General features: G+C 41.9%; 25 protein-coding genes. 19 read left to right on the plus strand and 6 right to left on the minus strand.

Annotation, left to right across the window (positions count from 1 at the left end; genetic code table 11):
* Positions 1-83: 83 nt before the first annotated feature.
* The 12 genes from ACPT9C_RS08340 to ACPT9C_RS08395 are packed head-to-tail and all read left to right on the plus strand — an operon-like array spanning position 84 to position 9964.
* Positions 84-404 carry an RAQPRD family integrative conjugative element protein gene (locus tag ACPT9C_RS08340; RefSeq protein WP_005687583.1) on the plus strand — a complete coding sequence of 107 codons (321 nt, stop codon included), beginning with the start codon at positions 84-86 and terminating at the stop codon, positions 402-404.
* A 3-nt stretch (positions 405-407) separates the two neighbouring features.
* On the plus strand, positions 408-653 hold the full coding sequence (locus ACPT9C_RS08345) for a DUF3262 family protein (protein WP_005687584.1): 246 nt from the start codon (positions 408-410) through the stop codon (positions 651-653).
* A 19-nt stretch (positions 654-672) separates the two neighbouring features.
* A complete protein-coding gene (locus ACPT9C_RS08350; RefSeq protein ID WP_005653541.1) occupies positions 673-1074 on the plus strand; it encodes a DUF2976 domain-containing protein in 402 nt (133 codons plus the stop codon).
* Between the two features lie 19 nt (positions 1075-1093).
* Positions 1094-1465, plus strand: coding sequence for a TIGR03750 family conjugal transfer protein (locus ACPT9C_RS08355; RefSeq protein WP_011271844.1), 372 nt, complete (start codon positions 1094-1096; stop codon positions 1463-1465).
* Positions 1466-1476: 11 nt separating this feature from the next.
* On the plus strand, positions 1477-2121 hold the full coding sequence (locus ACPT9C_RS08360) for a PFL_4703 family integrating conjugative element protein (RefSeq protein ID WP_047922049.1): 645 nt from the start codon (positions 1477-1479) through the stop codon (positions 2119-2121).
* Positions 2121-2990 (plus strand): TIGR03749 family integrating conjugative element protein, encoded by an 870-nt coding sequence (locus tag ACPT9C_RS08365; protein WP_047922050.1) that lies wholly within the window; start codon positions 2121-2123, stop codon positions 2988-2990. Before ACPT9C_RS08360 ends, ACPT9C_RS08365 begins: the two co-directional genes overlap by 1 nt.
* A gap of 14 nt (positions 2991-3004) precedes the next feature.
* Positions 3005-4411 (plus strand): TIGR03752 family integrating conjugative element protein, encoded by a 1407-nt coding sequence (locus tag ACPT9C_RS08370; RefSeq protein WP_080447656.1) that lies wholly within the window; start codon positions 3005-3007, stop codon positions 4409-4411.
* 9 nt (positions 4412-4420) lie between these two features.
* Positions 4421-4828 (plus strand): TIGR03751 family conjugal transfer lipoprotein, encoded by a 408-nt coding sequence (locus ACPT9C_RS08375; RefSeq protein ID WP_005653518.1) that lies wholly within the window; start codon positions 4421-4423, stop codon positions 4826-4828.
* Between the two features lie 15 nt (positions 4829-4843).
* Positions 4844-7714: a conjugative transfer ATPase gene (locus tag ACPT9C_RS08380; protein ID WP_425627461.1), complete on the plus strand. Its 2871-nt coding sequence runs from the start codon at positions 4844-4846 to the stop codon at positions 7712-7714.
* Positions 7686-8129, plus strand: coding sequence for a hypothetical protein (locus ACPT9C_RS08385; RefSeq protein ID WP_005687593.1), 444 nt, complete (start codon positions 7686-7688; stop codon positions 8127-8129). The genes ACPT9C_RS08380 and ACPT9C_RS08385 overlap by 29 nt, the downstream gene beginning before the upstream one ends.
* A 9-nt stretch (positions 8130-8138) precedes the next feature.
* Entirely contained in the window at positions 8139-8462 is a 324-nt protein-coding gene (locus tag ACPT9C_RS08390) for a hypothetical protein (RefSeq protein WP_011271851.1), read from the plus strand.
* Between the two features lie 8 nt (positions 8463-8470).
* A complete protein-coding gene (locus tag ACPT9C_RS08395) occupies positions 8471-9964 on the plus strand; it encodes a conjugal transfer protein TraG N-terminal domain-containing protein (protein ID WP_011271852.1) in 1494 nt (497 codons plus the stop codon).
* Positions 9965-10019: 55 nt separating this feature from the next.
* On the opposite strand, the gene ACPT9C_RS08400 is transcribed toward ACPT9C_RS08395, so the two are convergent.
* Together ACPT9C_RS08400 and ACPT9C_RS08405 are read right to left on the minus strand one after the other, a co-directional pair.
* Positions 10020-10349, minus strand: a complete 330-nt coding sequence (locus ACPT9C_RS08400; RefSeq protein ID WP_005667844.1) for a hypothetical protein — start codon at positions 10347-10349, stop codon at positions 10020-10022.
* A 157-nt stretch (positions 10350-10506) separates the two neighbouring features.
* The gene (locus ACPT9C_RS08405) at positions 10507-13512 is read right to left on the minus strand and encodes a Tn3-like element Tn3 family transposase (RefSeq protein WP_001143760.1); all 3006 of its coding nucleotides are present in this window, start codon (positions 13510-13512) and stop codon (positions 10507-10509) included.
* Positions 13513-13675: 163 nt separating this feature from the next.
* Between ACPT9C_RS08405 and ACPT9C_RS08410 the strand changes: the two genes are divergently transcribed.
* From ACPT9C_RS08410 to ACPT9C_RS08420, 3 genes are all read left to right on the plus strand, one after another.
* On the plus strand, positions 13676-14233 hold the full coding sequence (locus tag ACPT9C_RS08410) for a recombinase family protein (RefSeq protein WP_001235713.1): 558 nt from the start codon (positions 13676-13678) through the stop codon (positions 14231-14233).
* Between the two features lie 47 nt (positions 14234-14280).
* The gene (locus ACPT9C_RS08415; protein ID WP_000027057.1) at positions 14281-15141 is read left to right on the plus strand and encodes a broad-spectrum class A beta-lactamase TEM-1; all 861 of its coding nucleotides are present in this window, start codon (positions 14281-14283) and stop codon (positions 15139-15141) included.
* A gap of 223 nt (positions 15142-15364) precedes the next feature.
* The gene (locus ACPT9C_RS08420) at positions 15365-15544 is read left to right on the plus strand and encodes a hypothetical protein (protein ID WP_005667851.1); all 180 of its coding nucleotides are present in this window, start codon (positions 15365-15367) and stop codon (positions 15542-15544) included.
* 44 nt (positions 15545-15588) lie between these two features.
* Here ACPT9C_RS08420 and ACPT9C_RS08425 read toward each other — a convergent pair whose 3' ends face one another.
* The 4 genes from ACPT9C_RS08425 to ACPT9C_RS08440 are packed head-to-tail and all read right to left on the minus strand — an operon-like array spanning position 15589 to position 19402.
* A complete protein-coding gene (locus ACPT9C_RS08425; RefSeq protein ID WP_005667853.1) occupies positions 15589-15996 on the minus strand; it encodes a hypothetical protein in 408 nt (135 codons plus the stop codon).
* A 15-nt stretch (positions 15997-16011) separates the two neighbouring features.
* The gene (locus ACPT9C_RS08430; RefSeq protein WP_005687597.1) at positions 16012-18012 is read right to left on the minus strand and encodes an integrating conjugative element protein; all 2001 of its coding nucleotides are present in this window, start codon (positions 18010-18012) and stop codon (positions 16012-16014) included.
* 14 nt (positions 18013-18026) lie between these two features.
* Entirely contained in the window at positions 18027-18968 is a 942-nt protein-coding gene (locus ACPT9C_RS08435; RefSeq protein WP_011271853.1) for a TIGR03756 family integrating conjugative element protein, read from the minus strand.
* The gene (locus ACPT9C_RS08440) at positions 18965-19402 is read right to left on the minus strand and encodes a TIGR03757 family integrating conjugative element protein (protein WP_005687600.1); all 438 of its coding nucleotides are present in this window, start codon (positions 19400-19402) and stop codon (positions 18965-18967) included. The genes ACPT9C_RS08435 and ACPT9C_RS08440 overlap by 4 nt, the downstream gene beginning before the upstream one ends.
* Before the next feature lie 380 nt (positions 19403-19782).
* Here ACPT9C_RS08440 and ACPT9C_RS08445 point away from each other — a divergent pair, with 380 nt between their 5' ends.
* From ACPT9C_RS08445 to ACPT9C_RS08460, 4 genes are all read left to right on the plus strand, one after another.
* The gene (locus tag ACPT9C_RS08445) at positions 19783-20139 is read left to right on the plus strand and encodes a hypothetical protein (RefSeq protein WP_005653504.1); all 357 of its coding nucleotides are present in this window, start codon (positions 19783-19785) and stop codon (positions 20137-20139) included.
* A gap of 84 nt (positions 20140-20223) precedes the next feature.
* Complete coding sequence (locus tag ACPT9C_RS08450) at positions 20224-20457, plus strand: hypothetical protein (RefSeq protein ID WP_005653503.1); 234 nt, start codon at positions 20224-20226, stop codon at positions 20455-20457.
* Between the two features lie 53 nt (positions 20458-20510).
* Positions 20511-20708, plus strand: a complete 198-nt coding sequence (locus tag ACPT9C_RS08455; RefSeq protein WP_015701374.1) for a hypothetical protein — start codon at positions 20511-20513, stop codon at positions 20706-20708.
* A 3-nt stretch (positions 20709-20711) separates the two neighbouring features.
* A complete protein-coding gene (locus ACPT9C_RS08460; RefSeq protein ID WP_005687605.1) occupies positions 20712-20870 on the plus strand; it encodes a hypothetical protein in 159 nt (52 codons plus the stop codon).
* The last annotated feature ends 67 nt before the right edge of the window (positions 20871-20937 follow it).

A 20937-nucleotide genomic window follows, 5' to 3' on the forward strand; every position in this document is an offset into this window, starting at 1 on the left:
AATTTAAAAAGAGTTTCTCATTAAATTTCCCTCTCTTCTTTGGCACTCTTTGCTTGGAATCTGTTTCAAGTAAGGAGTTCTCCGTGACTAAAAATATTTTCAGTTTATCTCTAGCAATAGGGTTATTGTTTGGCGCTATAAGTGCTCAAGCAACAGAGCAAGAGCATTTAGCGCAAGCAATTAAACAGTTGGATGCAGCAAAACTCTCATTACAGCGAGCAGCTGCAAGTGCAAAGGTTTCTGCGAAAAGTCGTGAATATTTTGATTACGCTTCAGCACATCAAGATATTGCTACGGTACAGGCAGGGATTAAGCAATATATTAACCCTTCCCGGGCAATCCCTAGAAATCCTAAAGCTATTCGTAACTTAAAAGAAGATTATCTCAATCTTCGGAGTCAATAGCAGATGAGTAACGCTAATTTCCCTTCTGTTTCACCATTAGACAGTTTTTATACTGTAAGTGGTTTAGACCCGCTAAAACTGAAAATCATGCTGGCCATTATTTTGGTTGTCGTATTACTGCTTGCGTATATGTGGGCAACTAATCATGGCTACAAAGGCATGGTGAACGACGGTGATATTTGGTCATTCTTTAAACTGATTCTATGGGGCGCAGCATTAATTATATGTGTTGTCAGCTTTTTTATTTAACAAACCATAAGGACATCTCATGAAGTTGATTAAATCCTTCTTTCAGAATGTTTCAAGTCGTTTTCTTGCGGTAGTAACTTTACTTTGGTTATCCGTTGAAAATGCATTTGCTACAGGCGGTGGTAATGGTATCAATGCCTCTAAAATCCCTGATTTTAAAATCCCAGGCGTAGATAGCAATACCAAAGACCCGATGGAAATTATCTATCTTGTTGCTAAATCATTGGCAACCCTGTTTGCAATTTTATTTGCAGCATGGTCAATCATGACAGTGGTTAAAGCATTAATTAAAACCTATAACGCAGCGACTGACGAAAATGACAAAAAAGGATGGGGCCCATTTATTATCGCTCTTATTCTTGGTTTCATTTTAATTTTCTTCAGCCTCTGGTTGGTGAAATTGGCTATCGGTCTGTTTTAATTATCTCTGTGAGGTCAAGATGTCAAGTGATAAAGAGCAAACGATCCCCTTTCTTCCTACTCGATTAAATCGTGAATCGAGTGTGTATGGCGGGTTATCTGTAAGTGAATTTATGTTGGCTGCAGCAATGGGATTTATCTTAGGTGCAGTGCTTGGCCTCCTTTGTTGTTTTGCCTTAGGCTTTGATTTTTGGTTGTTAATTCCGTCTCTCGCCATGTTGTTTTGCATTCTTTCTGTGGTGATTGGCAAAGTGATTATTGCGCGCCTTAAACGAGGTAAGCCGGAAGCCTACTTGAATCGAATGATTGAGGTTAAATTAGATGGAATATTAGGGGGGAATCGCTTTATCTCCCGTCAAGGCACTTGGTCTATTCGCCGAGTTAAAAAATAAGAGAGTTTATTATGAAAGACTTAAAAGGGATTGTTCATCAAAAAAATCGCGAAATCATGACCGGGCGAATTGCTATCGGTGCATTGCTTGTGATTTGTTTGGTGCTATGTGCCATTATTTTTACCGCGCCAAGTCGGTTAATGATTTATAACCCACCGGATTTACGTGCGGGAAGTCAACGCCCTTGGTGGGAAGTGCCAAAATCAACCGTTTATGCCTTTGCTTATCAAACCTTCCAGCAGTTAAACCGCTGGATGGAGAATGGCGAGGAAGAATACAAATTAAATATTGAAAGAAATAAAGCCTTTATTACGCCAAGTTGCCAAGAATTTTTGAAGAAAGACTACTATGACCGTTTATCTAACGGTGAATTACGGGAACGTGCACGTGGTGTTTATGAAATTGTGGGACGTGGATTTAAAGATAATAGTGTGATTGTTCATAGCCCCGATAGCTGGACGGTTAATCTTGATTTAAGTGTAGATGAGTATTTCAAAGATGAACCAGTAAAACGTGTTTTAACCCGCTTCCCGGTCAATATCGTGCGCATGGAAACAGATTTACAGAACAATCCTTGGGGATTGGGATTTAACTGCTACAGCTCAATTCCATTACGTTTAGAAGCAAAAGAATTTAGAGAAGGGGATAACCAATAATGAAAAAACTCACTTTGTTACTGAGCGCGGCTTTTATCTTTTCACCAATGACGGCATCTGCCGATGTGTTAATGAAATGGGCGCGCAAACCGTTACCTATTGACTTACAAATCGAAAAAGAACGTATTCTATTCGTAGATAAAAATGTAAAAGTAGGTTATCCACCTGAATTAGATAGCAAGCTTCGCATTCAATCAACTGGCGGTGCGGTTTATTTAAAAGCAACTGCAGATTTCCCAAAAACACGCTTACAGCTTATGGATGTTGCAACCGGAGAAATAATCTTACTTGATGTGCAAGCGAAGCATTCTGTTGCCAATGCAAGTGAGCCAATTCGTTTTGTTTATGAAAATAAAGTTGAAAAACAAACAACTGCTTATGGCCAAGATGCAAATGCATATAACGAACCAATGCCAAATGCGCGTCCGGCACTCCCCGCTCCAGCTGCATTAACACGTTATGCCGCACAAATGTTTTATGCGCCTTTACGTTCAGTTGAGCCTTTGGAAGGTGTGCGCCAAGTTTCACATCGCCTTCCTACACCGCTTAAAACGCTCTTACCTGCATTGCCTGTGCGAGCTACTCCATTACTCAGCTGGCAACTTGATGGGTATGTTGTCACTGCGGTTCGCTTGCAAAACCAGGGGCAATCTCGCATTGATTTAGATCCTCGAGAGCTTCAAGGTCGATTCTATGCAGCAACATTTCAGCATAATTGGCTTGGGGGGCATGGTACACCTGAAGATACCACAACGTTATATCTTGTGACAGAAGGTTCACCTAATCATTCTGTTATCCCTCAGTCAAATTCATACAAACCGAAAAAATTGAAAAAAGTCACCACAACAGTGACAACTCAAACGAAATAAATAAGGAGCGAACAATGCAAATGAAAGCAAATAAAGCGTTCTATGTTATTGGTGGGATTACCGCGCTTGTCGTGACGCTGATGGCTGGATTTCTTTTCTCCGGTGGTAGTTCATCTAACTCAAATACAGCAGAAACCAAGAAAGAAGATACTTTAGATATCTCTTTTAAAGATTTATCACCGGAAGAATTACGAGCAATGGGTATTGAGGGTGACACATCTAAAGATACGGTAAGAACACTTATAGGTAAAGTGAAAGAGCATAACAAGCGATTTGATGAAGTGATTTTACAAAATGAACGCTTGGTAAAAGAGAATGAGCAGTTAAAAAATCAAGCAAACAATACGGATTATCAAATTCAACAGGCGGTACAAGCAGAAACAGGGGCGTTAATTAATGAGATTAATGCGTTAAAAGATCAGGTTGTACAAGCTGGTAATCAAGTTGTAGGTAATGGAAATGCCCAGGCAAATCCCAATGCTCCTCTACCAATAAACGGAGCAACAACTGGCCCTCAGGTTGAAACTCGAGGGGGAATTAATTGGGTGAACCCTAGTGATATGCCAACTACAGACAGCCAAGGGAATGCTCTACAAGGTATTGGTGTAAATGGTGCAGGAATCGGTTTTCCCAAAACCTTCGATAACAATGTGAATGACATCCGAAAATCGAATGATGGATTGCAATCTAGTACAGGTAATAATGCAATATTTAATACCGCTACACCATTTTTCACAATTGCAGCTAACTCTACTTTAACTAATTCTGTTGCTATGACTGCGCTTGTTGGGCGTGTGCCGATTGATAATAATGTGACCGAGCCTTATCCGTTTAAATTGCTTATTGGTCGAGATAACTTAATTGCAAATGGTATTGAACTGCCGGATATTGAAGGCGCAATTGTCTCTGGAACAGCAAGCGGTGACTGGACGCTATCTTGTGTTCGTGGTGATGTGAAAAGCTTAACTTTTGTGTTTAGCGATGGACGCATTGTTTCAACGGATGATTCTAACAATAAAATTGGCTGGTTATCTGATCCACATGGTGTGCCTTGCATTCCTGGAGAACGCAGAACGAATGCTCCGGAATATCTAACGACCAACTTCTTCTTAACGGGGGCTTCAGCAGCTGCACAAGGCTTATCATCTTCTCAATCAACAACAGTGGTTGATGGCGGTGCAGTAATTGGTGCGGTAACGGGTAATAACGGTAAGTATATTCTTGGTCAAGCGTTAGGTGGCGGTTTGAGAGAAACAGCAGACTGGTTCCGTCAGCGTTATGGCCAAATGTTTGATGCGGTATATGTTCCACCGGGTAAAGAAGTGGCTGTACACATCGAAAAACAAATTGATATTGATTATGACCGCATGTCTCGAAAAGTGAAATACGGACAAGCCTCAAGACAACCTAACTTGGATTAAGGAGCAATAATGAAAGTTTTAATGATGATGGGCGTGATTTTAGCCGCAAGCAGTGTTTTGACTGGCTGCTCAACTTCTCAAGGTGATTTATTGCCAACTGGTGATGCAACAATGAAAGATATTTGGAATAAAGGTGGTAATGATAGCAATATTACATCTTATCGGACACCGAATGGCCGTCTTATTGATGCACCAAATTACGTTTCATCTCGTGAACAACAAACTTATACCCGTACAGCAGAAAACGAGGTGAAAAACCTTTTCCCTCGTTTACCAAACCCTGATTTAGTGATGTATGTTTATCCGCACTTAACTGATTCCTCAGAGCAAATGCCTGTACCAGGTTATTCTTCAGTAATTCCATTTTATGGACGTGTGCAATATGCCCAACCGGGTGAGCGTACAAGAATGTACTAGATGAGGTAAGAAACGATGGCATTATTCCAAGACGTGTTAGAGGCTTTCTTCCCTGCTAAAAAGGGTGATAAGCCTCAACCTAAAAAGGAACCTATCCTAACATCCATTGCACCGGAAGAAGCACAGCAGGATGATACCAATAACCTAGAAGAGACGATTGAAATCACTCCTGTTATGCGTAATAGAAAAATGACCAGAGAGCAACATGTTAAAATGCTTTATGGGCGCGATCCCTCTTTTATCTCCAATCTTCCTTATGCGGAATATTTGGAAGAAGAAGGCGTAATGCTTTTTGATGATGCTAAAAGTGCAGGTGCGGTATTTGATATTAAGCCTATAGGAACTGAGGGAAGAAGCAGCGACTATCTTAATCGCGTTCGCACATTGGTTAAAGATGCCTTACAGGATAGTTTCGATGAACTTGATACCAATCCTTACGTTGTACAATTCTATTGCCAGGATGACAAGGATTTAAGCGGTTATGTTGAGAATCTGAGACAGTACATTAAAACCACTTCACCTGAAGCGAGCGGTAGTGAGTTTACAGAACAGTGGCTTGGTGAAATGGAGCGTCACTTAAAAGCAGTAGGTAAACCAGGTGGGCTTTTTGTTGATGACCGGGTAACAAATACGGCATGGGCTGGAAAAGTGCGTAAAACACGCATGGTTATTTATCGTTATGCTGGAAATAATGAGACAGATACAATCGAGAAATTAAATACAGCTTGTGATCGTGTTCAAAGTGCTTTTATCACAGCAGGATTAACCATGGAACGCCAAAATGAAACTCAAATTCATCGTTGGTTATTAGAATGGTTTAATCCAAATCCATCACGCTATTTTAACGGACTCGATGATAAAGCTTGCTATGATCTTTTATCACTCTCTAAGGATGAATCTGCTCTACCATTACAAGACCAAGATTTTAGTGAAAATCTCTTTTTTACGCCACCGGAAAGTAAAAATGGCTATTGGTATTTTAATGAGCAACCTCACGAAGTCATTGTAGTTGATAATATTCGTAAGCAGCCGGATGTTGGCCACATGACAGGCGAAGTCACTCGAGGTCGTAATATTAATGCACTATTTGATTTATTGCCGGAATCAACCATTATGGCTATCACTGTAGTCATTCATCCTCAAGATAAATTACAGGCGCATTTAGACAAATTAAGTAGTCGAGCTGTCGGTAATAACTATGAGTCTATCTATTTAAAACAAGATGCCCTCACAGTAACGGAATATTTAAAAGACGGACACAAGCTTTATCAAGCTGGCATGGTTTTCTATGTAAGAGGGAAAGACGATCAAGAGCTACGCATTCGCTCAAGAGAATTAAGAACGGTTTTACTCAGTAATAATTTAGTGCCGGTAAAAGAAGGCAACGAAGTTGCGCCTCTTAATAGCTATTTACGCTGGCTACCGATGAATTTTAATCCTCAATTAGATGCAAAATCTCGTTTTTATACCAAATATTATTGGGTGCAACACATTGCGAATATGTTACCTGTATTTGGCCGTGAGACCGGAACGGGACACCCAGGAATCACCTATTTTAACCGCGGTGGAAGCCCATTAGATTTTGACCCACTAAACCCTAAAGACCGGACTAAAAATGCGCATAAGCTCATTTTAGGCCCTACAGGTTCAGGTAAATCGGCAACATTAACCGCACAAATGGCACAACTGATGGCGGTGCACCGTCCTCGCTTGTTTATTGTAGAAGCAGGTAACTCTTTTGGATTGTTTTCAGATTATGCGGAGCGTTACGGTTTAACGGTTAACCGGGTATCTCTTGAGCCAAGTAGTAACATCGCTTTACCGCTCTTCTCTGAAGCGCATCGTTTATTGGAAATGGATATCGATCTTGAAGTTCAAGATGATGACGATAATGAAGATGAAGGCGAGGAACAACGAGACTTACTTGCGGAAATGGAATTAACCGCTCGCTTAATGATCACCGGGGGAGAAGCGAAGGAAGATGAGAAAATGAGCCGTGCTGACCGCTCGGCTATTCGCCAGGCTATTTTATTAGCTGCAGAGAAAACTTCACAAGAGACCCCACCTCGTCAAGTTTTAACCGGGGATGTAAAAGCCGCACTTGAGGAGTTAAGTCGTCGCCAAGATATTCGCCCGGAACGTGCATCTCGTCTTGCAGATATGGCCGAAGCAATGGATATTTTCTGCACTGGGGTAAATGGTCGATTCTTTAACCGTGAAGGGGAAATTTGGCCTGAAGCTGATATTACACTTGTCGATTTGGCGATGTTTGCACGTGATGGCTATGAAGCTGAATTAGCGATTTCGTATATTTCCCTAATTAACCATATCAACTCATTAGGTGAAAAATATCAACACAGTTTCCGCCCTATCGTGAACATTACGGATGAGTCGCATATCATTACCGTAAATCCACTTCTAGCTAAGTTCCTGGTTAAAGGTTCTAAAATGTGGCGTAAATTGGGTATTTGGTTATGGTTAGCTACACAGAATATGGCTGACTTCCCTGATGAATCTGATAAATTACTCAGCATGGTTGAATGGTGGGAATTACTTAACCTTTCTAATGATGAAGTCGAACAGGTAAACCGTTTCCGTCGTTTATCCGAAGCTCAGAAAATGATGTTGTTATCTGCGAAAAAAGCAGATAAGAAATATACTGAAGGTGTGGTGCTCGCAACCAATATGGAAGCCTTATTCCGTGTTGTTCCACCTAGTCTTTACTTAGCACTAGGGATGACTGAAAAACACGAGAAAGCACAACGTAAACAATTAATGATGGAACATAACTGTACTGAGTTAGATGCGGCATTGATGGTTGCTAAAGACTTAGACAAAAAACGGGGGATTGCAGTCAATGACGAACTTAACTCAATCGCAGCCTAATCCTAATATGACTTTTCATCGTATTTTTGACATTGGGCCTCGCATCCAATCACTTGCTTTTACCTCTGATGAGGTGAAAGCCTACGTGCTGCATTTCATTGCAAAAATTAAGACAAAAATTGGTTCAAACTGCCAATTAAGCGCATTTCCTCAGCGTGTATTTACTCAATCAAGTTGGAAAGTACACGCTAAAGGAGATAAAGGTGAAGTGCATTTATTATTTAATATCTCCGGGCGTTTCCAATTACCTGTGTTTTCTTCCGAAAACTGGCCAGCTAGACTTAATGTGGAATTAACCGATCACGTTGATGCATATTGGTTAATTCAATATTTGCTTTGGAAATTAGCTGCAATTTGGGAATCCCCTGCTGACTTATCCCCAGTTTTTGGGGATAAGACTGTGGGTAATGAATAAGGAGTCCTGATGTCTCAAGGTAAAAAGCCACAATCAAGAGGATGGCTTAAAAATGTACTCCGTTTTATTGCTATCCTTTTATTTTTATTTTTAGCCCTTACTGCAATTGGCATCTTTGCAACTCAATATCTTCAGAATGTTGATATTCGTGCTTGGTTTATTAAAACGCAGTGGATATGGTTTGCAGTACGATTATTACTATATGGTGCGATTATGTTGATGGTCTATTCCATTTCTCGTCGCCAACCATCTTCTATGCCGGCAAAAGCAAAATGGTTAATTGCGATGATTTTAATTTTTGCTGAAGCGATTACACAGATTACTTTAGCTTAGGGGGAAATATGACATTCTCAGTTGACAGTTATCTTGAATATTTCCTGACTCTACTTGGTTGGTTGCTTAATAACGGAGTTTTTGCGTTATTTGTTGGAACAGGGTTATGGCTTCTTCCGCTTATCGGAATGATCTTTAAAATTTGGCGTGACGTAGCTAAACAAGGGGATGATGAAGGTGAGAAAGGGGATTTATTAATCCGCTGGCTCACAATCGAACTCCTTCCAGCAATGCTTATCGTTGTTTTGACATTAGCCCCTCTTATCCCGGTATCATTGAATAACCTTGAATACAATGAACGTTCATCTATTCAATGTGGCTATAAAGTTCCTGCTTCCCCGGATAAATCAGGCTATGCGCCATTTACGACAACATTTGGAGACAGACAAGCCCGAATTCCTATTTGGTGGATGTTGATGCACAAAGTGGATAAAGGTCTAACTTATGGTATGACTGCAGTATTGCCTTGCCAGCGTGATTTACGTCAGGTTAGATTTGAAGTGCAACATCAAAAAATCACTAACCCAGCATTATTAACTGAAGTGCAGCAATTTGTGCAACAATGCTATATCCCGGCTCGTCAAAAATTACAAACAAGCCAACTTGCCTTGAGTCCGGCACAAATCCGCGAAACATCCTGGTTAGGTGGTAAATTGCTTATTAATAACAGCGAGCTCTACCCTCGTTTTAGGGCTCAGCAACCTATTAGCACGTTCCCTTATGATGCAAATCGAGATGCGGCATTACCTAATTCGGGAAAAGGTGGTTTCCCAAGTTGTGATCAATGGTGGGATGAAAGTGGAGCTGGATTAAAATCTCGCTTACTTACAGATATGCGTCAAAACTTATCTGCCCAGGTGAGTGATTTCTTTAACTCTATCGACAACCAAGATGAAGCTTTATTGAGAACACTTTTACGCTCTGAAAACATAGATGTTTCAAAAGGGAAAATGTATCAAGGTTACGGTGGTAGCGTGGATGCTGGATTTTGGAATGCGGTTACTCGACTCACCTCAACTGTAGGAACGGCTGTTGGAAGTTTGGCTATATTCCCAGGCCTAGATGCAATGCGACAAGCCCTACCAATGGTTCAAGCCTTTATGATTATGGCTGTAATTATTTTAATTCCAATTATTACGATTTTAAGTGGCTTTGCTATTAAAACTGTAATGACATTAAGCTTCGTATATTTTGCACTCATTACAACCACATTTTGGTGGGAGTTAGCAAGATGGCTTGATTCATACCTAATAGAAATTATGTATAGTTCTCCATCTCATAATATGCTAAACATCCACTTTTTAGAAAATGCAGAAGATGACATTATTTCTAACTTTGTGATGGGGAGTTTATTTATAATTTTACCTGGTTTATGGTTTGGAGCAATGACCTGGGCTGGAATTCGAGTGGGTGGCGAGCTTAGCGCTGCCATTGCGAAAGGAACTGAATCATCCCAAAAATCAGGGGGGCAATTTGGAGATAAAATTAGTAAAAAAATATAACGTATAAAAAAAGTCCATCTGTTAGACAGATGGACTTTTTTATTTACGAAAATAATTAATCGTCATCATCTCCGTAAACTTTTACTCCGTTAATATAATAGCCAAACCCCTGAAAACCATAATCCCACTTTCCTTCTTCTGATGAATCATCATTTGCAAGTAATTCTGACAACAAAGATGTATCACTTACTGGCTCTTCATCTAAATATTCAATGTTTTTAGAAGGCTTGGTTTTGGAAATTATAACTCCGGCCAAAATTGGACTCGCAGCAAGAGCAGCAGCTGTCACAACAGCTTTACGAGGCTTTCCTGGGAGAAATGACAAAGTGCGGTCAATTTTCTTAAAAAATTGTCCGACAGTATGGCCAAACTTTTGAGCGTCCATATTCTCTCTCCTATTAAAATACTCTGACTTACTCTCATTGTACTCTTATTATTCTTTTATTAAAACCTCGTTTTAAGCAGGAAAAATGTGATTTTTGCGATCCACGTCGCAAATTTTACTAATTGGGGTCTGACGCTCAGTGGAACGAAAACTCACGTTAAGCAACGTTTTCTGCCTCTGACGCCTCTTTTAATGGTCTCAGATGTCCTTTGGTCACCAGTTCTGCCAGCGTGAAGGAATAATGGCCGAGCATATTGATATGTCCGTGGCAAAGCGGGGAGAGGCGTGCGATATCTTCATCATTCAGTGTTTCACCCTGCGCCCGGAGATGATCCAGGGCTGCCTGCATATAAATAGTGTTCCATAACACGACGGCGTTAGTGACCAGCCCCAGTGTGCCCAGTTGATCTTCCTGACCGTCGGTATATCGTTTTCTTATCTCACCTTTTTGACCGTGACAGATGGCTCTGGCAACGGCATGGCGACTTTCTCCCCGATTAAGCTGGGTCAGAATGCGCCGGCGGTAATCTTCATCATCAATATAATTAAGCAGATACAGCGTTTTGTTGATGCGCCCCACTTCAATGATTGCCTGAGTCAGTCCGGAAGGACGTTCACTTTTCAGCAATGAACGGACCAGCACTGAAACCTGTACTTTGCCCAGCTTCAGGGAGCCAGCGGTCCGGATCATTTCGTCCCACTGAAGGACTATTTTTCGGGGATCTGATTGCCCTCTGGCAATATCATTCAGCACGCCATAGTCGGCATCATGGTCCATTCGCCAGAAAACCGAAGCACCGGCATCAGCCAGGCGTGGAGAAAACTGGTATCCCAGCAGCCAGAAAAGGCCAAAGACAAGTTCGCTGGCACCTGCTGTATCGGTCATAATTTCGGTTGGATTCAGCCCGGTCTCCTGTTCCAGAAGACCTTCCAGCACAAAGATAGAGTCCCTCAGCGTCCCCGGTATAACGATGCCATGAAAGCCGGAATACTGATCGGACACAAAGTTGTACCAGGTGATCCCTCTGTTATTACCAAAGTATTTGCGGTTCGGTCCGGCATTGATTGTTCTGACTGGCGTAACAAAGCGCATTCCATCTGCAGATGCCACTTCTCCTCCACCCCATATCTGTGCCAGTGGCAGCGTTGCCTGAAAATCAACCAGTCTGGCATTAGCGCTGGTGATAGTTTCAGCCCGCAGATAGTTCGCTTTTGTCCAGTTCAGCCGGTGTCGGGTCAGTGCAGGAACATTTGATCTGATCAGTGGTTCCAGACCGATATTGCAGGCTTCAGCCATCAGCACGGCGCTGATGCTGACGGGCAGATCATCAACTCTGGCACTGGCTTCACTAGCATGGAAAAACTCATCAGCAAATCCGGTATGGGCGTTAATTTCGAGCAGCAACTCCGTTAAATCCACCGGAGGGAGTAGATCACTGATCATTTTGCTCAGTCGTTTCAGACTGTCCGGCTCATCAAGACTGGCGAGGGGAGAAATTGTCAACCGGGGCTTCGGGCCAGAAACATCGAGTTCGACAGCCTCATTTTCGCAAAGACGTGCAGCAACCTGTCTGTAACGACTATCAAGCTGATGACCCAGAGATTTTATTGCTTCCTGCGGGTCTGTCGGGTGCCCCAAAGAACGATAAACCTTAATCCGGTTTGCCTGCCAGTCAGCACCCTGTAGTAATCTTGCACGAGGATCTCCCCACCGGTTACTGCCGGTAACGTAGACATCCCTCCGCCTCAGACTATCCTGCAGTTTACTGAGAAAGCAGAGCGTGTATCCCCTGCGGGTGATATGTTTTTCCTTGTTAATCACCAGCCGTTTCCATGACCGACTGATAATTTCCGTTGGTGCGTCGTCAAAAAACTGCCGCCGTGAGCTGAACTCCCGGCTGAGGTAGTCACAGGCATTCAGAGTGGTAACCCCGGCAGGTGCGGATGAAAATTTAACGGTATTCAGCAGATGGGGCAGGAAACGACGAACGCGCCCGTACTGCTCCACCATTTCTTCATGAAAATTATCGTCTGAGGGCCGGGCAATTTCACGGACAAGCGTGATGATTTCAGCCAGCTTTTGCCTTGGGATGTAGCTGAACACCTCAGCACGAATCGATTCGTCCGGTGTTTCTTCTTTCAGCAGGTACGAACATGCGCTGGCGAGCGCCAATGCAGATTTATCCAGATCCTTCAGCGAGCGGAGCCGTTTTTTCTGCCCAATCTTTCTGGCGTCACGGATGATAACGGCCAGCATGGCGTCCAGAACGTCCAATGCATCATCCAGCGCCAGCGTTTCCCATGCAAGGACAAAGGCAACCAGAACCGCCATCCTTTTCTGCGGTGACATCCTGGCAATATTGAACACCGAAGTCATACCAGCATAACGTGCGAGATTTTTCAGGCGCACAGCCGGGAGTGTACTCAGGTTTTCAGCATGCAGGCCAAAATCGTTCAGAGTTTTCCAGCGTTCAATTGCTTCATTAAACGCCGGACCACTGATGGTCACAGGGCCCTTTTTCAGTGATTCCAGTAAAGACAGGCGGCTGCAATCAGTTGGCCCCAGCAGCATCTCCAGCTGTGAACGCTGTTCGGCTGACGGTATCAGTGCCAGTTTGTTCCACAGGCGCAACGTCGCCTTTTCCCTTACCTCTGAAATCAACCGGGTCAGCGTAGTGGCTCCGGGGAGAATAATACGATGTTGCATAAGCCACCCTGTCGCCAGATCGAAAAGCAGGCCAGGACGTTCGTTGCTTATCCAGCTCCGGGTATATAAAAGACGGGTAAGGCGAAATGTCCAGGGCCAGGCAAATTCACGATACTGATAGTGCTGACGTATCAGCGCTGCATGCTCACGGCGGGTATTTTCCCTCTGACCGTATTCTGCAAGAACGGTGATATCACGAATCCCGAGCTGTCTGGCGGTAAAATGCCGGACGCCGGAAGGAATATGATTCATATCGGTGAGGAAGGTGCCCAGAAAACGGACACATCCAATTTGCAGGGCAATGCCCAGACGGTTGTGATCACCTCTGCTTTTTCCGATAAATTCCTTGTCTGCTTCATCAAGGTGAAAATATCGTGCCAGCTGAAGCTCATCCGGTTCACCGGTGAATCTGCCATAGCTTTCAGTCTGCTCAGTGGTCAGAAAGTCAACGGGCATATCGGCCTCCCTGCCTGACGGGCATTTAGTAACATTTTTCCAACCGTACGAAATGTTATAAATTATCGGACATCGTAAAACTGTTACATTAATATGTCTATTAAATCGTAAATTTGTAATAATAGACATGAGTTGTCCGATATTCGATTTAAGGTACATTTTTATGCGACTTTTTGGTTACGCTCGGGTCTCAACCAGTCAGCAGTCTCTTGATCTTCAGGTCAGAGCACTCAAAGACGCAGGTGTGAAAGCAAACCGTATATTTACCGATAAGGCATCCGGCAGTTCAACAGACCGGGAAGGGCTGGATTTGCTGAGGATGAAGGTGGAGGAAGGTGATGTCATTCTGGTTAAGAAGCTCGACCGTCTTGGCCGCGACACTGCCGATATGATCCAACTGATAAAGGAATTTGACGCTCAGGGCGTGGCAGTCCGGTTCATTGATGACGGGATCAGTACCGACGGTGATATGGGGCAAATGGTGGTCACCATCCTGTCGGCTGTGGCACAGGCTGAACGCCGGAGGATCCTAGAACGCACGAATGAGGGCCGACAGGAAGCAAAGCTGAAAGGAATCAAATTTGGCCGCAGGCGTACCGTGGACAGGAACGTCGTGCTGACGCTTCATCAGAAGGGCACTGGTGCAACGGAAATTGCTCATCAGCTCAGTATTGCCCGCTCCACGGTTTATAAAATTCTTGAAGACGAAAGGGCCTCATGATACAATAACCCTGGTAAATGTTTCAATAATATTGAAAAAGGAAGAGTATGAGTATTCAACATTTTCGTGTCGCCCTTATTCCCTTTTTTGCGGCATTTTGCCTTCCTGTTTTTGCTCACCCAGAAACGCTGGTGAAAGTAAAAGATGCTGAAGATCAGTTGGGTGCACGAGTGGGTTACATCGAACTGGATCTCAACAGCGGTAAGATCCTTGAGAGTTTTCGCCCCGAAGAACGTTTTCCAATGATGAGCACTTTTAAAGTTCTGCTATGTGGTGCGGTATTATCCCGTGTTGACGCCGGGCAAGAGCAACTCGGTCGCCGCATACACTATTCTCAGAATGACTTGGTTGAGTACTCACCAGTCACAGAAAAGCATCTTACGGATGGCATGACAGTAAGAGAATTATGCAGTGCTGCCATAACCATGAGTGATAACACTGCTGCCAACTTACTTCTGACAACGATCGGAGGACCGAAGGAGCTAACCGCTTTTTTGCACAACATGGGGGATCATGTAACTCGCCTTGATCGTTGGGAACCGGAGCTGAATGAAGCCATACCAAACGACGAGCGTGACACCACGATGCCTGCAGCAATGGCAACAACGTTGCGCAAACTATTAACTGGCGAACTACTTACTCTAGCTTCCCGGCAACAATTAATAGACTGGATGGAGGCGGATAAAGTTGCAGGACCACTTCTGCGCTCGGCCCTTCCGGCTGGCTGGTTTATTGCTGATAAATCTGGAGCCGGTGAGCGTGGGTCTCGCGGTATCATTGCAGCACTGGGGCCAGATGGTAAGCCCTCCCGTATCGTAGTTATCTACACGACGGGGAGTCAGGCAACTATGGATGAACGAAATAGACAGATCGCTGAGATAGGTGCCTCACTGATTAAGCATTGGTAACTGTCAGACCAAGTTTACTCATATATACTTTAGATTGATTTAAAACTTCATTTTTAATTTAAAAGGATCTAGGTGAAGATCCTTTTTGATAATCTCATGACCAAAATCCCTTAACGTGAGTTTTCGTTCCACTGAGCGTCAGACCCCTAATTTTACTGATTTATCTATCCCCTCAATGTACCTTAACACTGCAATATAAAAATAAACCGTACCAGGAGGAGATATGAAAGCTCGTTTTAAAGAATGGCTTATTAGTTTAAATGAAATAGCAATGAATGAATTAGGAATTGATGAAATGCTTACTCATCTTGATGATGAACTGAACATCATTAACGGAAATGAATGTGAACAGGAGATTTTAAATAATTTAATACAAATCTTTAAAAATAGTGAATACCACTAAAAAAATAAGCGGGAAAATCCCGCTTATTTTATCTCTATTTACGCTTATGAAGCTTTCATACTGCGACGTTCAAAGTTTTGAGTTGCACTACCCGCTTTACAGCTCACCGTATCCATTTTACTGCCATTGGTGATATAAAGCATTGGCTCTTCAATACTGTTACTATTGTGTGGTTGCACAAATTGAATCGTGTAACTTGTGCCATTATTTCTCATTTCTAATGAGCTAGTAATAAATCCTGAACCAGTAGCTACATAAGAATCCTGATTAGCAAAAACTTGTTTTACCGGATTTTTAAAAGAAACCTGGCCATAAGTGAATTCATAATCTGAACCATTTTTTGTTACAGACACCGGGCTTCCGTTCTCTGCTGTACAAGAAAAAATATTATTAGCTGCAAAAGCTGGCGTTGCAAACATAGCTACCGCTCCAATAGTGAGTAATTTTTTCATAAAAATATCCTTTATTTATTTTCCTAAAATGTAATCTGCTTCTTGGTTACGACGTTTAGCATTTACACCATTATTATTGTTTTGACGATTTCTTACTGCATTTGCTAGTGCGTTCATATCGCCTGATTGCGCAGATGCCTGGGCTGCAGCAATCACATCTTTTGTTAATGAGCCATAGTTATAGGCATAAGATGTTAATGCGGCTTGGGCATTTGGCGGTAACTTATCCCATGTTGAAGATGATACGTTATTTCTCGCTCTATTTGCAAATTCTTGTGTTCGACGTGCTAAATCACGCTCTGCGTCAGCGCGACTAACTACAGTATCTTTCGTTACTTTGACAATTGTACCATCCGCTTTTGTGATAGTATCTGAACCATATCCAGTGCGATAAGCATTGACATCCCAATATGCTTTATCACTAAACCCTTCAAATTTTTTCAACAACCCTGTAGCTTGATCAAGTGCAGTCCCTTTAATTGCTGGAACTGATGAATAAGAAGTGTTACCTCTACTATTTCCGGATGTACCGCCAGTCCCGGTGTAAGACAGGGAGTTTGACATCTGAGGCACTTCTAAAGTGACATTGTTACGAGGAATATTGATATTGTCAGCATCTGCCAATTCAGCAGCATTGCTATTCGTACCATTAGCTAAATCGCTAATCCGTTTATCTACACTGTCACGTGTAACATTTCCGGTTCCAGTGTTATATTCACGTAGCTCTTTATTTTGTAGGATTGCAACTGCGGAATTCCCGGTAAGTGATTTTTGTAGATCAATCTCCATTCTAATTTGACCTATTTCTCGGTCAATTAAAGTGAGGATCTTTTCTAACTCTTCTTGAGCATCTTTATTGTTGGCCACATTTGGCTCACGCATACCCGTTAAAACAGCTCGACGTGCAAGAAGCATTTTCTCCATTGTTTTAGCTACAGCAATTTCACTGGCTAAACGCTGCCCTAATACTTGAGCATCGGGATCTTCTCGTAAAGACTCAATTAAGCCACGAGTTACAGGAACTGTTGTAGAACTTAATTCTGCAAGTACTTCAACGGAAGGAGTGCTCATGTTAAGCGCTTTTTGTAATTGAGTTACCGTCTTAATATTTTCTTTTTCAATTTCAGGTGTTAAACCAACACCAGCTCGAGAGCTACTAGCAGTACCACAATCTGTTTTACAAGTAGTTAATTGCTTCTCACCGATCACATTCGTTAACCAATCTGTCATATCTTTAGGATTATCCCAAGTTTGACAAAGTAATCCGCTACAACTACTACCGGAGATTCGACCTGATTCTAATACATTACGCTTGTTTTGCATGTTGTAGCCAGCTTTTGCAACATCCTCAACAATTTTGATTGGTTCTTGTCCTTGGCCACCGCGTTTTTTACCCCCGACCCACTCTTTACCTTCCTTACCTTGAGATTCCTCAAGTCTCTTTTTAGCTCGAGTAGCATCTGGTTCAGTTGAAGTAATGTCTTTAAAGGATTCCATATCCGAACTTTGAGACCAACGACCATTTAAAGTTGCGTCTGCAAGCTTCTTAGACATTTCTTCACAGCTGGTTTTTAAGCTATTAAAATCAATTTTACCTTGATATAAACCATTCGTAAGAATATCGTATAACTGAGGATTTGCTCGTTGAATAACCATTGCAGGTAAACTCGCCACAGCTCCTGTGGCTGATTCGATAACGTTACTATAAAGATCTTTAAATCCTTCAGTTAAACCATTTAACTGATTTTTAATACTCGTCTTAATGTCAAAATTACCGCACATCAAGTTAGCTTTCCAACCAATCCCAAATTCAGCTGCAGGAATCGTACCTCGACTCGGGGGAGCCATATAACCTACACCGCCCCCAATTTGATAAAACACCATATCAGACAAAATAGAATCGGCTTTATTAAATCCAAACGGATTACTATTAGAAGCTGATACTGGCATGGTTGAGGATAAGATTGCGCACGATATAGCAATATAAGATGCTTTCAGTGCATGATTTAATTTCATACTCAATTCCTTTATTAATTAGACCAATCAATACTATACAAAAATGTTTGTCCGCGTTTTTTACAGCACTTGTAAGGGCGCCATAATGCCCAGGCATAACTACCATTTTCAGATAGCATACTTGGCGGGTTATCAGGGAAAATAGCACAAGACTGTGAAGTAACCGGGTGAAGCTGTTGCCATTTATGTGTCTTTTCATCCCCTTCTTTCACTGGAGGGGGAAACCACTCACCATTCGATTGATTATCTTTTTTCGCAATCGGTATATATACATGTGGTTGGAAAGTATTTGTCACAACATCCGCTACTCGATGCGCTGTTACAGCTGAAGCTTTATAGTCATGAACTTGTGTTACTGTACCCGCTCGTGGATAAATATTTCCCCAAGTGTCTCCATTTGCTCTAATTTCTCTCATACCTGGAATAAGCGCTTCAGGATAAACCATTTCCGGAACACCAAATCGCCACGCTAAAAAGTCCAAACCACTCAAGTAATAAGGCACAAAAGGCGTTGTCTGACTTTTGCAGTAATACCCTGTACTATTAAGCATTTGACTAATCGCTCCCTGCGGATGACCGATTACATCAACATTTTTAAATGTTGCTTGCGTATAGTCTTTGTGTGGTGATTGATAATCTCCACCTTTTACCCCATTGCTAAGGAAATTCATTTCCACCCAAGGATTTTGAGCCTGATGGTTATAACTTGAAACCACTACCTCGGGAATATAGTGTTTTATTTTCGTAGATGTCCGGATTTTACAGCCGAATTTTGTACAAAATAGCCAAAAACAAGTACCAACGACCTTATAATCTAAACAACTTGTCGAAGCGCTTGATGCCATAATCGATGCAGTGTTTAAAGAAGATTGACCGGACTCCGAAGCTTGTCCTGAAATACTGGTCAACGCAATTGCAATACAAAGCCCGGATAATGTCATTTTTTTCAATTTCATCTTGTCCCCTCTTTTGTAATCTCTCGTTGCCATAAACTTAATGCCTGAGCAATATTGGTTTCACCATATATGACACTATCCTCTTTTCCCGGATATTGAAATAAAACTGCAGGCACCTTCTTGATTCCATTTTGCCAACCACTTATAAGGCCCTGATAAGAACGCTTTAATTGCTCTTCAGACTGTTTCCATTCAGCAGACTGAAAAATCTGAGATGCTTGCTGAGCTGCTACACTAGGATTCGCACTCAATCGCTGACTAATCAAATTTTCCCATTGCTCAACTTGATCAAGTAAATACACCTGGCTTGCAAGCTCTGCGTGAAGAATTGGATAATCTTGTGTTGAATAAACAGTAATTATGGGATTAGGCCCCTGGGCGAACACTGATAGTGGTAACAAACCGAAAAGAAACAGTGATTTTTTTATAGACATAACCATCCCTTACGATGAAATTGGATAGTTGAAACATTAACGAAATGACAGGGGGGAATATATAAAAAATTCTTTTTGATTTTGAGATAAATTCTCCATTTCCAAAAAACAATTTTTAATAGAGATTCGACAGCCTTATTAAGTATGATTGGACTTGATAAGTCGCTGTGCAAACAGCTCTTATAAGTTGCACGATTCTTGAGAAGCAACGCCTTGCCTTAGTGCAAGTAGAATCATAGCCAAAATGTTATCCAGCATTCTGAAAGGATACTCTACGCAATCGTAGGAATGCCACCTTAAAGACCTTCCGAGGGAAAATGATTCCCTTCGGGCATGTCATTTTTCCAAGGAATTTTTTATTTCACATTAGGAGAATGACTATGTCCTCATCCACTCAATTGGAACACTATGATGTTCCATCAAGTAACCCTCTTGAAACTCCAACATTTTCATTTCGTGTGGGAAAACACTTGGGCCGTTTTTTCGTTGCAGCTAAAAACAAAGCAACCGATAAATACAAACAAGTGACATCTGGTATCAATCAAAGCATTGAAGACGAAGAAGCTCGTCGGCTTTGCGAATTACAAATGATGCTAGATAGCCAAGCGGAAGAATATGAGGCAATTATTGATGATGTGCAAAGAACGTGGTTAAAACGAACAACGTTATTTAGCATTTTATTTTTGATTGTCGGTATTGTTGGTACAGTGGGTACTCTTTACTATCTTATGCATTAACATTGCATAAGCTATTCATTTTCAACCCTAAGGGGAATTTTTACCCTTAGAGGTAAAGGTTTCCCTTGCTGTAGGAGAAAACTTATGAAAGTGACATTACATAACAGTTGTTTAGCTTATTTAGCCAAACATAATGACTCAGAATCTCTAATAGAGGAAGTTCGCACTCAAGCATTAAATGCCTGGGAAAATCGAGGAAAAGATGTATCTTCTACTCGTATTATGGTGAATATCCCTAGTCAATACGGACAGAAATATCACTTCTTTACAGTTTCGCCATACGCAAACCGTAAAGATTTGTTAAGTGTAAGGGGGTAAACATGATTAAGCGTTTACTCAAGCTTGTTAGTTCCAATTGGGACAAAAAAACAATGCTGCTGGTTTCTGAAGATTTTCGTAAAATCGGCACTTACATCTTAGGTATTGCGTTTGTCGCAATGTTTGTTCAGAATGACAATATTCCGCTACTTCTTGCCATTATCATTATGATATTTGGCGGAATAGCTTGGTTCTGTGGTGTGTTGTTAGCTAAATATTGCAACAACTTAATGGAGACAGACGGAGCGTAACGTATGAATATTACGTTAAACTGGAATGGGTTCCTCTTTGCAATTGTCTTTGTACTGTTTTTTATGGGAACAGTTGCTTTTATTGGCGTGCGATCATTAAAACGTCAACAAGAGCAAAAAGCACAAAGCAAAAAAACACATTCCATTGGTGTTAATTCATAACTGAATTAATACCTGCAACCTTTACAACAAACCTTGATCATGCCATTGGCGTGTTCAAGGTTTTCTT

Origin of the sequence: Haemophilus sp. HN_Hi16, from assembly GCF_049823435.1 — a bacterium.
Taxonomy (GTDB): domain Bacteria; phylum Pseudomonadota; class Gammaproteobacteria; order Enterobacterales; family Pasteurellaceae; genus Haemophilus; species Haemophilus influenzae_D.

What these genes read in the sequence shown, in the direction of transcription:
- ACPT9C_RS08345 (WP_005687584.1), top strand. Translation starts at nt 408, where the DNA reads ATGAGTAACGCTAATTTCCCTTCTGTTTCACCATTAGACAGTTTTTAT.
- ACPT9C_RS08350 (WP_005653541.1), top strand. Translation starts at nt 673, where the DNA reads ATGAAGTTGATTAAATCCTTCTTTCAGAATGTTTCAAGTCGTTTTCTT.
- ACPT9C_RS08355 (WP_011271844.1), top strand. Translation starts at nt 1,094, where the DNA reads ATGTCAAGTGATAAAGAGCAAACGATCCCCTTTCTTCCTACTCGATTA.
- ACPT9C_RS08360 (WP_047922049.1), top strand. Translation starts at nt 1,477, where the DNA reads ATGAAAGACTTAAAAGGGATTGTTCATCAAAAAAATCGCGAAATCATG.
- ACPT9C_RS08365 (WP_047922050.1), top strand. Translation starts at nt 2,121, where the DNA reads ATGAAAAAACTCACTTTGTTACTGAGCGCGGCTTTTATCTTTTCACCA.
- ACPT9C_RS08370 (WP_080447656.1), top strand. Translation starts at nt 3,005, where the DNA reads ATGCAAATGAAAGCAAATAAAGCGTTCTATGTTATTGGTGGGATTACC.
- ACPT9C_RS08375 (WP_005653518.1), top strand. Translation starts at nt 4,421, where the DNA reads ATGAAAGTTTTAATGATGATGGGCGTGATTTTAGCCGCAAGCAGTGTT.
- ACPT9C_RS08380 (WP_425627461.1), top strand. Translation starts at nt 4,844, where the DNA reads ATGGCATTATTCCAAGACGTGTTAGAGGCTTTCTTCCCTGCTAAAAAG.
- ACPT9C_RS08385 (WP_005687593.1), top strand. Translation starts at nt 7,686, where the DNA reads ATGACGAACTTAACTCAATCGCAGCCTAATCCTAATATGACTTTTCAT.
- ACPT9C_RS08390 (WP_011271851.1), top strand. Translation starts at nt 8,139, where the DNA reads ATGTCTCAAGGTAAAAAGCCACAATCAAGAGGATGGCTTAAAAATGTA.
- ACPT9C_RS08395 (WP_011271852.1), top strand. Translation starts at nt 8,471, where the DNA reads ATGACATTCTCAGTTGACAGTTATCTTGAATATTTCCTGACTCTACTT.
- ACPT9C_RS08400 (WP_005667844.1), bottom strand. Translation starts at nt 10,349, where the DNA reads ATGGACGCTCAAAAGTTTGGCCATACTGTCGGACAATTTTTTAAGAAA.
- ACPT9C_RS08405 (WP_001143760.1), bottom strand. Translation starts at nt 13,512, where the DNA reads ATGCCCGTTGACTTTCTGACCACTGAGCAGACTGAAAGCTATGGCAGA.
- ACPT9C_RS08410 (WP_001235713.1), top strand. Translation starts at nt 13,676, where the DNA reads ATGCGACTTTTTGGTTACGCTCGGGTCTCAACCAGTCAGCAGTCTCTT.
- ACPT9C_RS08415 (WP_000027057.1), top strand. Translation starts at nt 14,281, where the DNA reads ATGAGTATTCAACATTTTCGTGTCGCCCTTATTCCCTTTTTTGCGGCA.
- ACPT9C_RS08420 (WP_005667851.1), top strand. Translation starts at nt 15,365, where the DNA reads ATGAAAGCTCGTTTTAAAGAATGGCTTATTAGTTTAAATGAAATAGCA.
- ACPT9C_RS08425 (WP_005667853.1), bottom strand. Translation starts at nt 15,996, where the DNA reads ATGAAAAAATTACTCACTATTGGAGCGGTAGCTATGTTTGCAACGCCA.
- ACPT9C_RS08430 (WP_005687597.1), bottom strand. Translation starts at nt 18,012, where the DNA reads ATGAAATTAAATCATGCACTGAAAGCATCTTATATTGCTATATCGTGC.
- ACPT9C_RS08435 (WP_011271853.1), bottom strand. Translation starts at nt 18,968, where the DNA reads ATGAAATTGAAAAAAATGACATTATCCGGGCTTTGTATTGCAATTGCG.
- ACPT9C_RS08440 (WP_005687600.1), bottom strand. Translation starts at nt 19,402, where the DNA reads ATGTCTATAAAAAAATCACTGTTTCTTTTCGGTTTGTTACCACTATCA.
- ACPT9C_RS08445 (WP_005653504.1), top strand. Translation starts at nt 19,783, where the DNA reads ATGTCCTCATCCACTCAATTGGAACACTATGATGTTCCATCAAGTAAC.
- ACPT9C_RS08450 (WP_005653503.1), top strand. Translation starts at nt 20,224, where the DNA reads ATGAAAGTGACATTACATAACAGTTGTTTAGCTTATTTAGCCAAACAT.
- ACPT9C_RS08455 (WP_015701374.1), top strand. Translation starts at nt 20,511, where the DNA reads ATGCTGCTGGTTTCTGAAGATTTTCGTAAAATCGGCACTTACATCTTA.
- ACPT9C_RS08460 (WP_005687605.1), top strand. Translation starts at nt 20,712, where the DNA reads ATGAATATTACGTTAAACTGGAATGGGTTCCTCTTTGCAATTGTCTTT.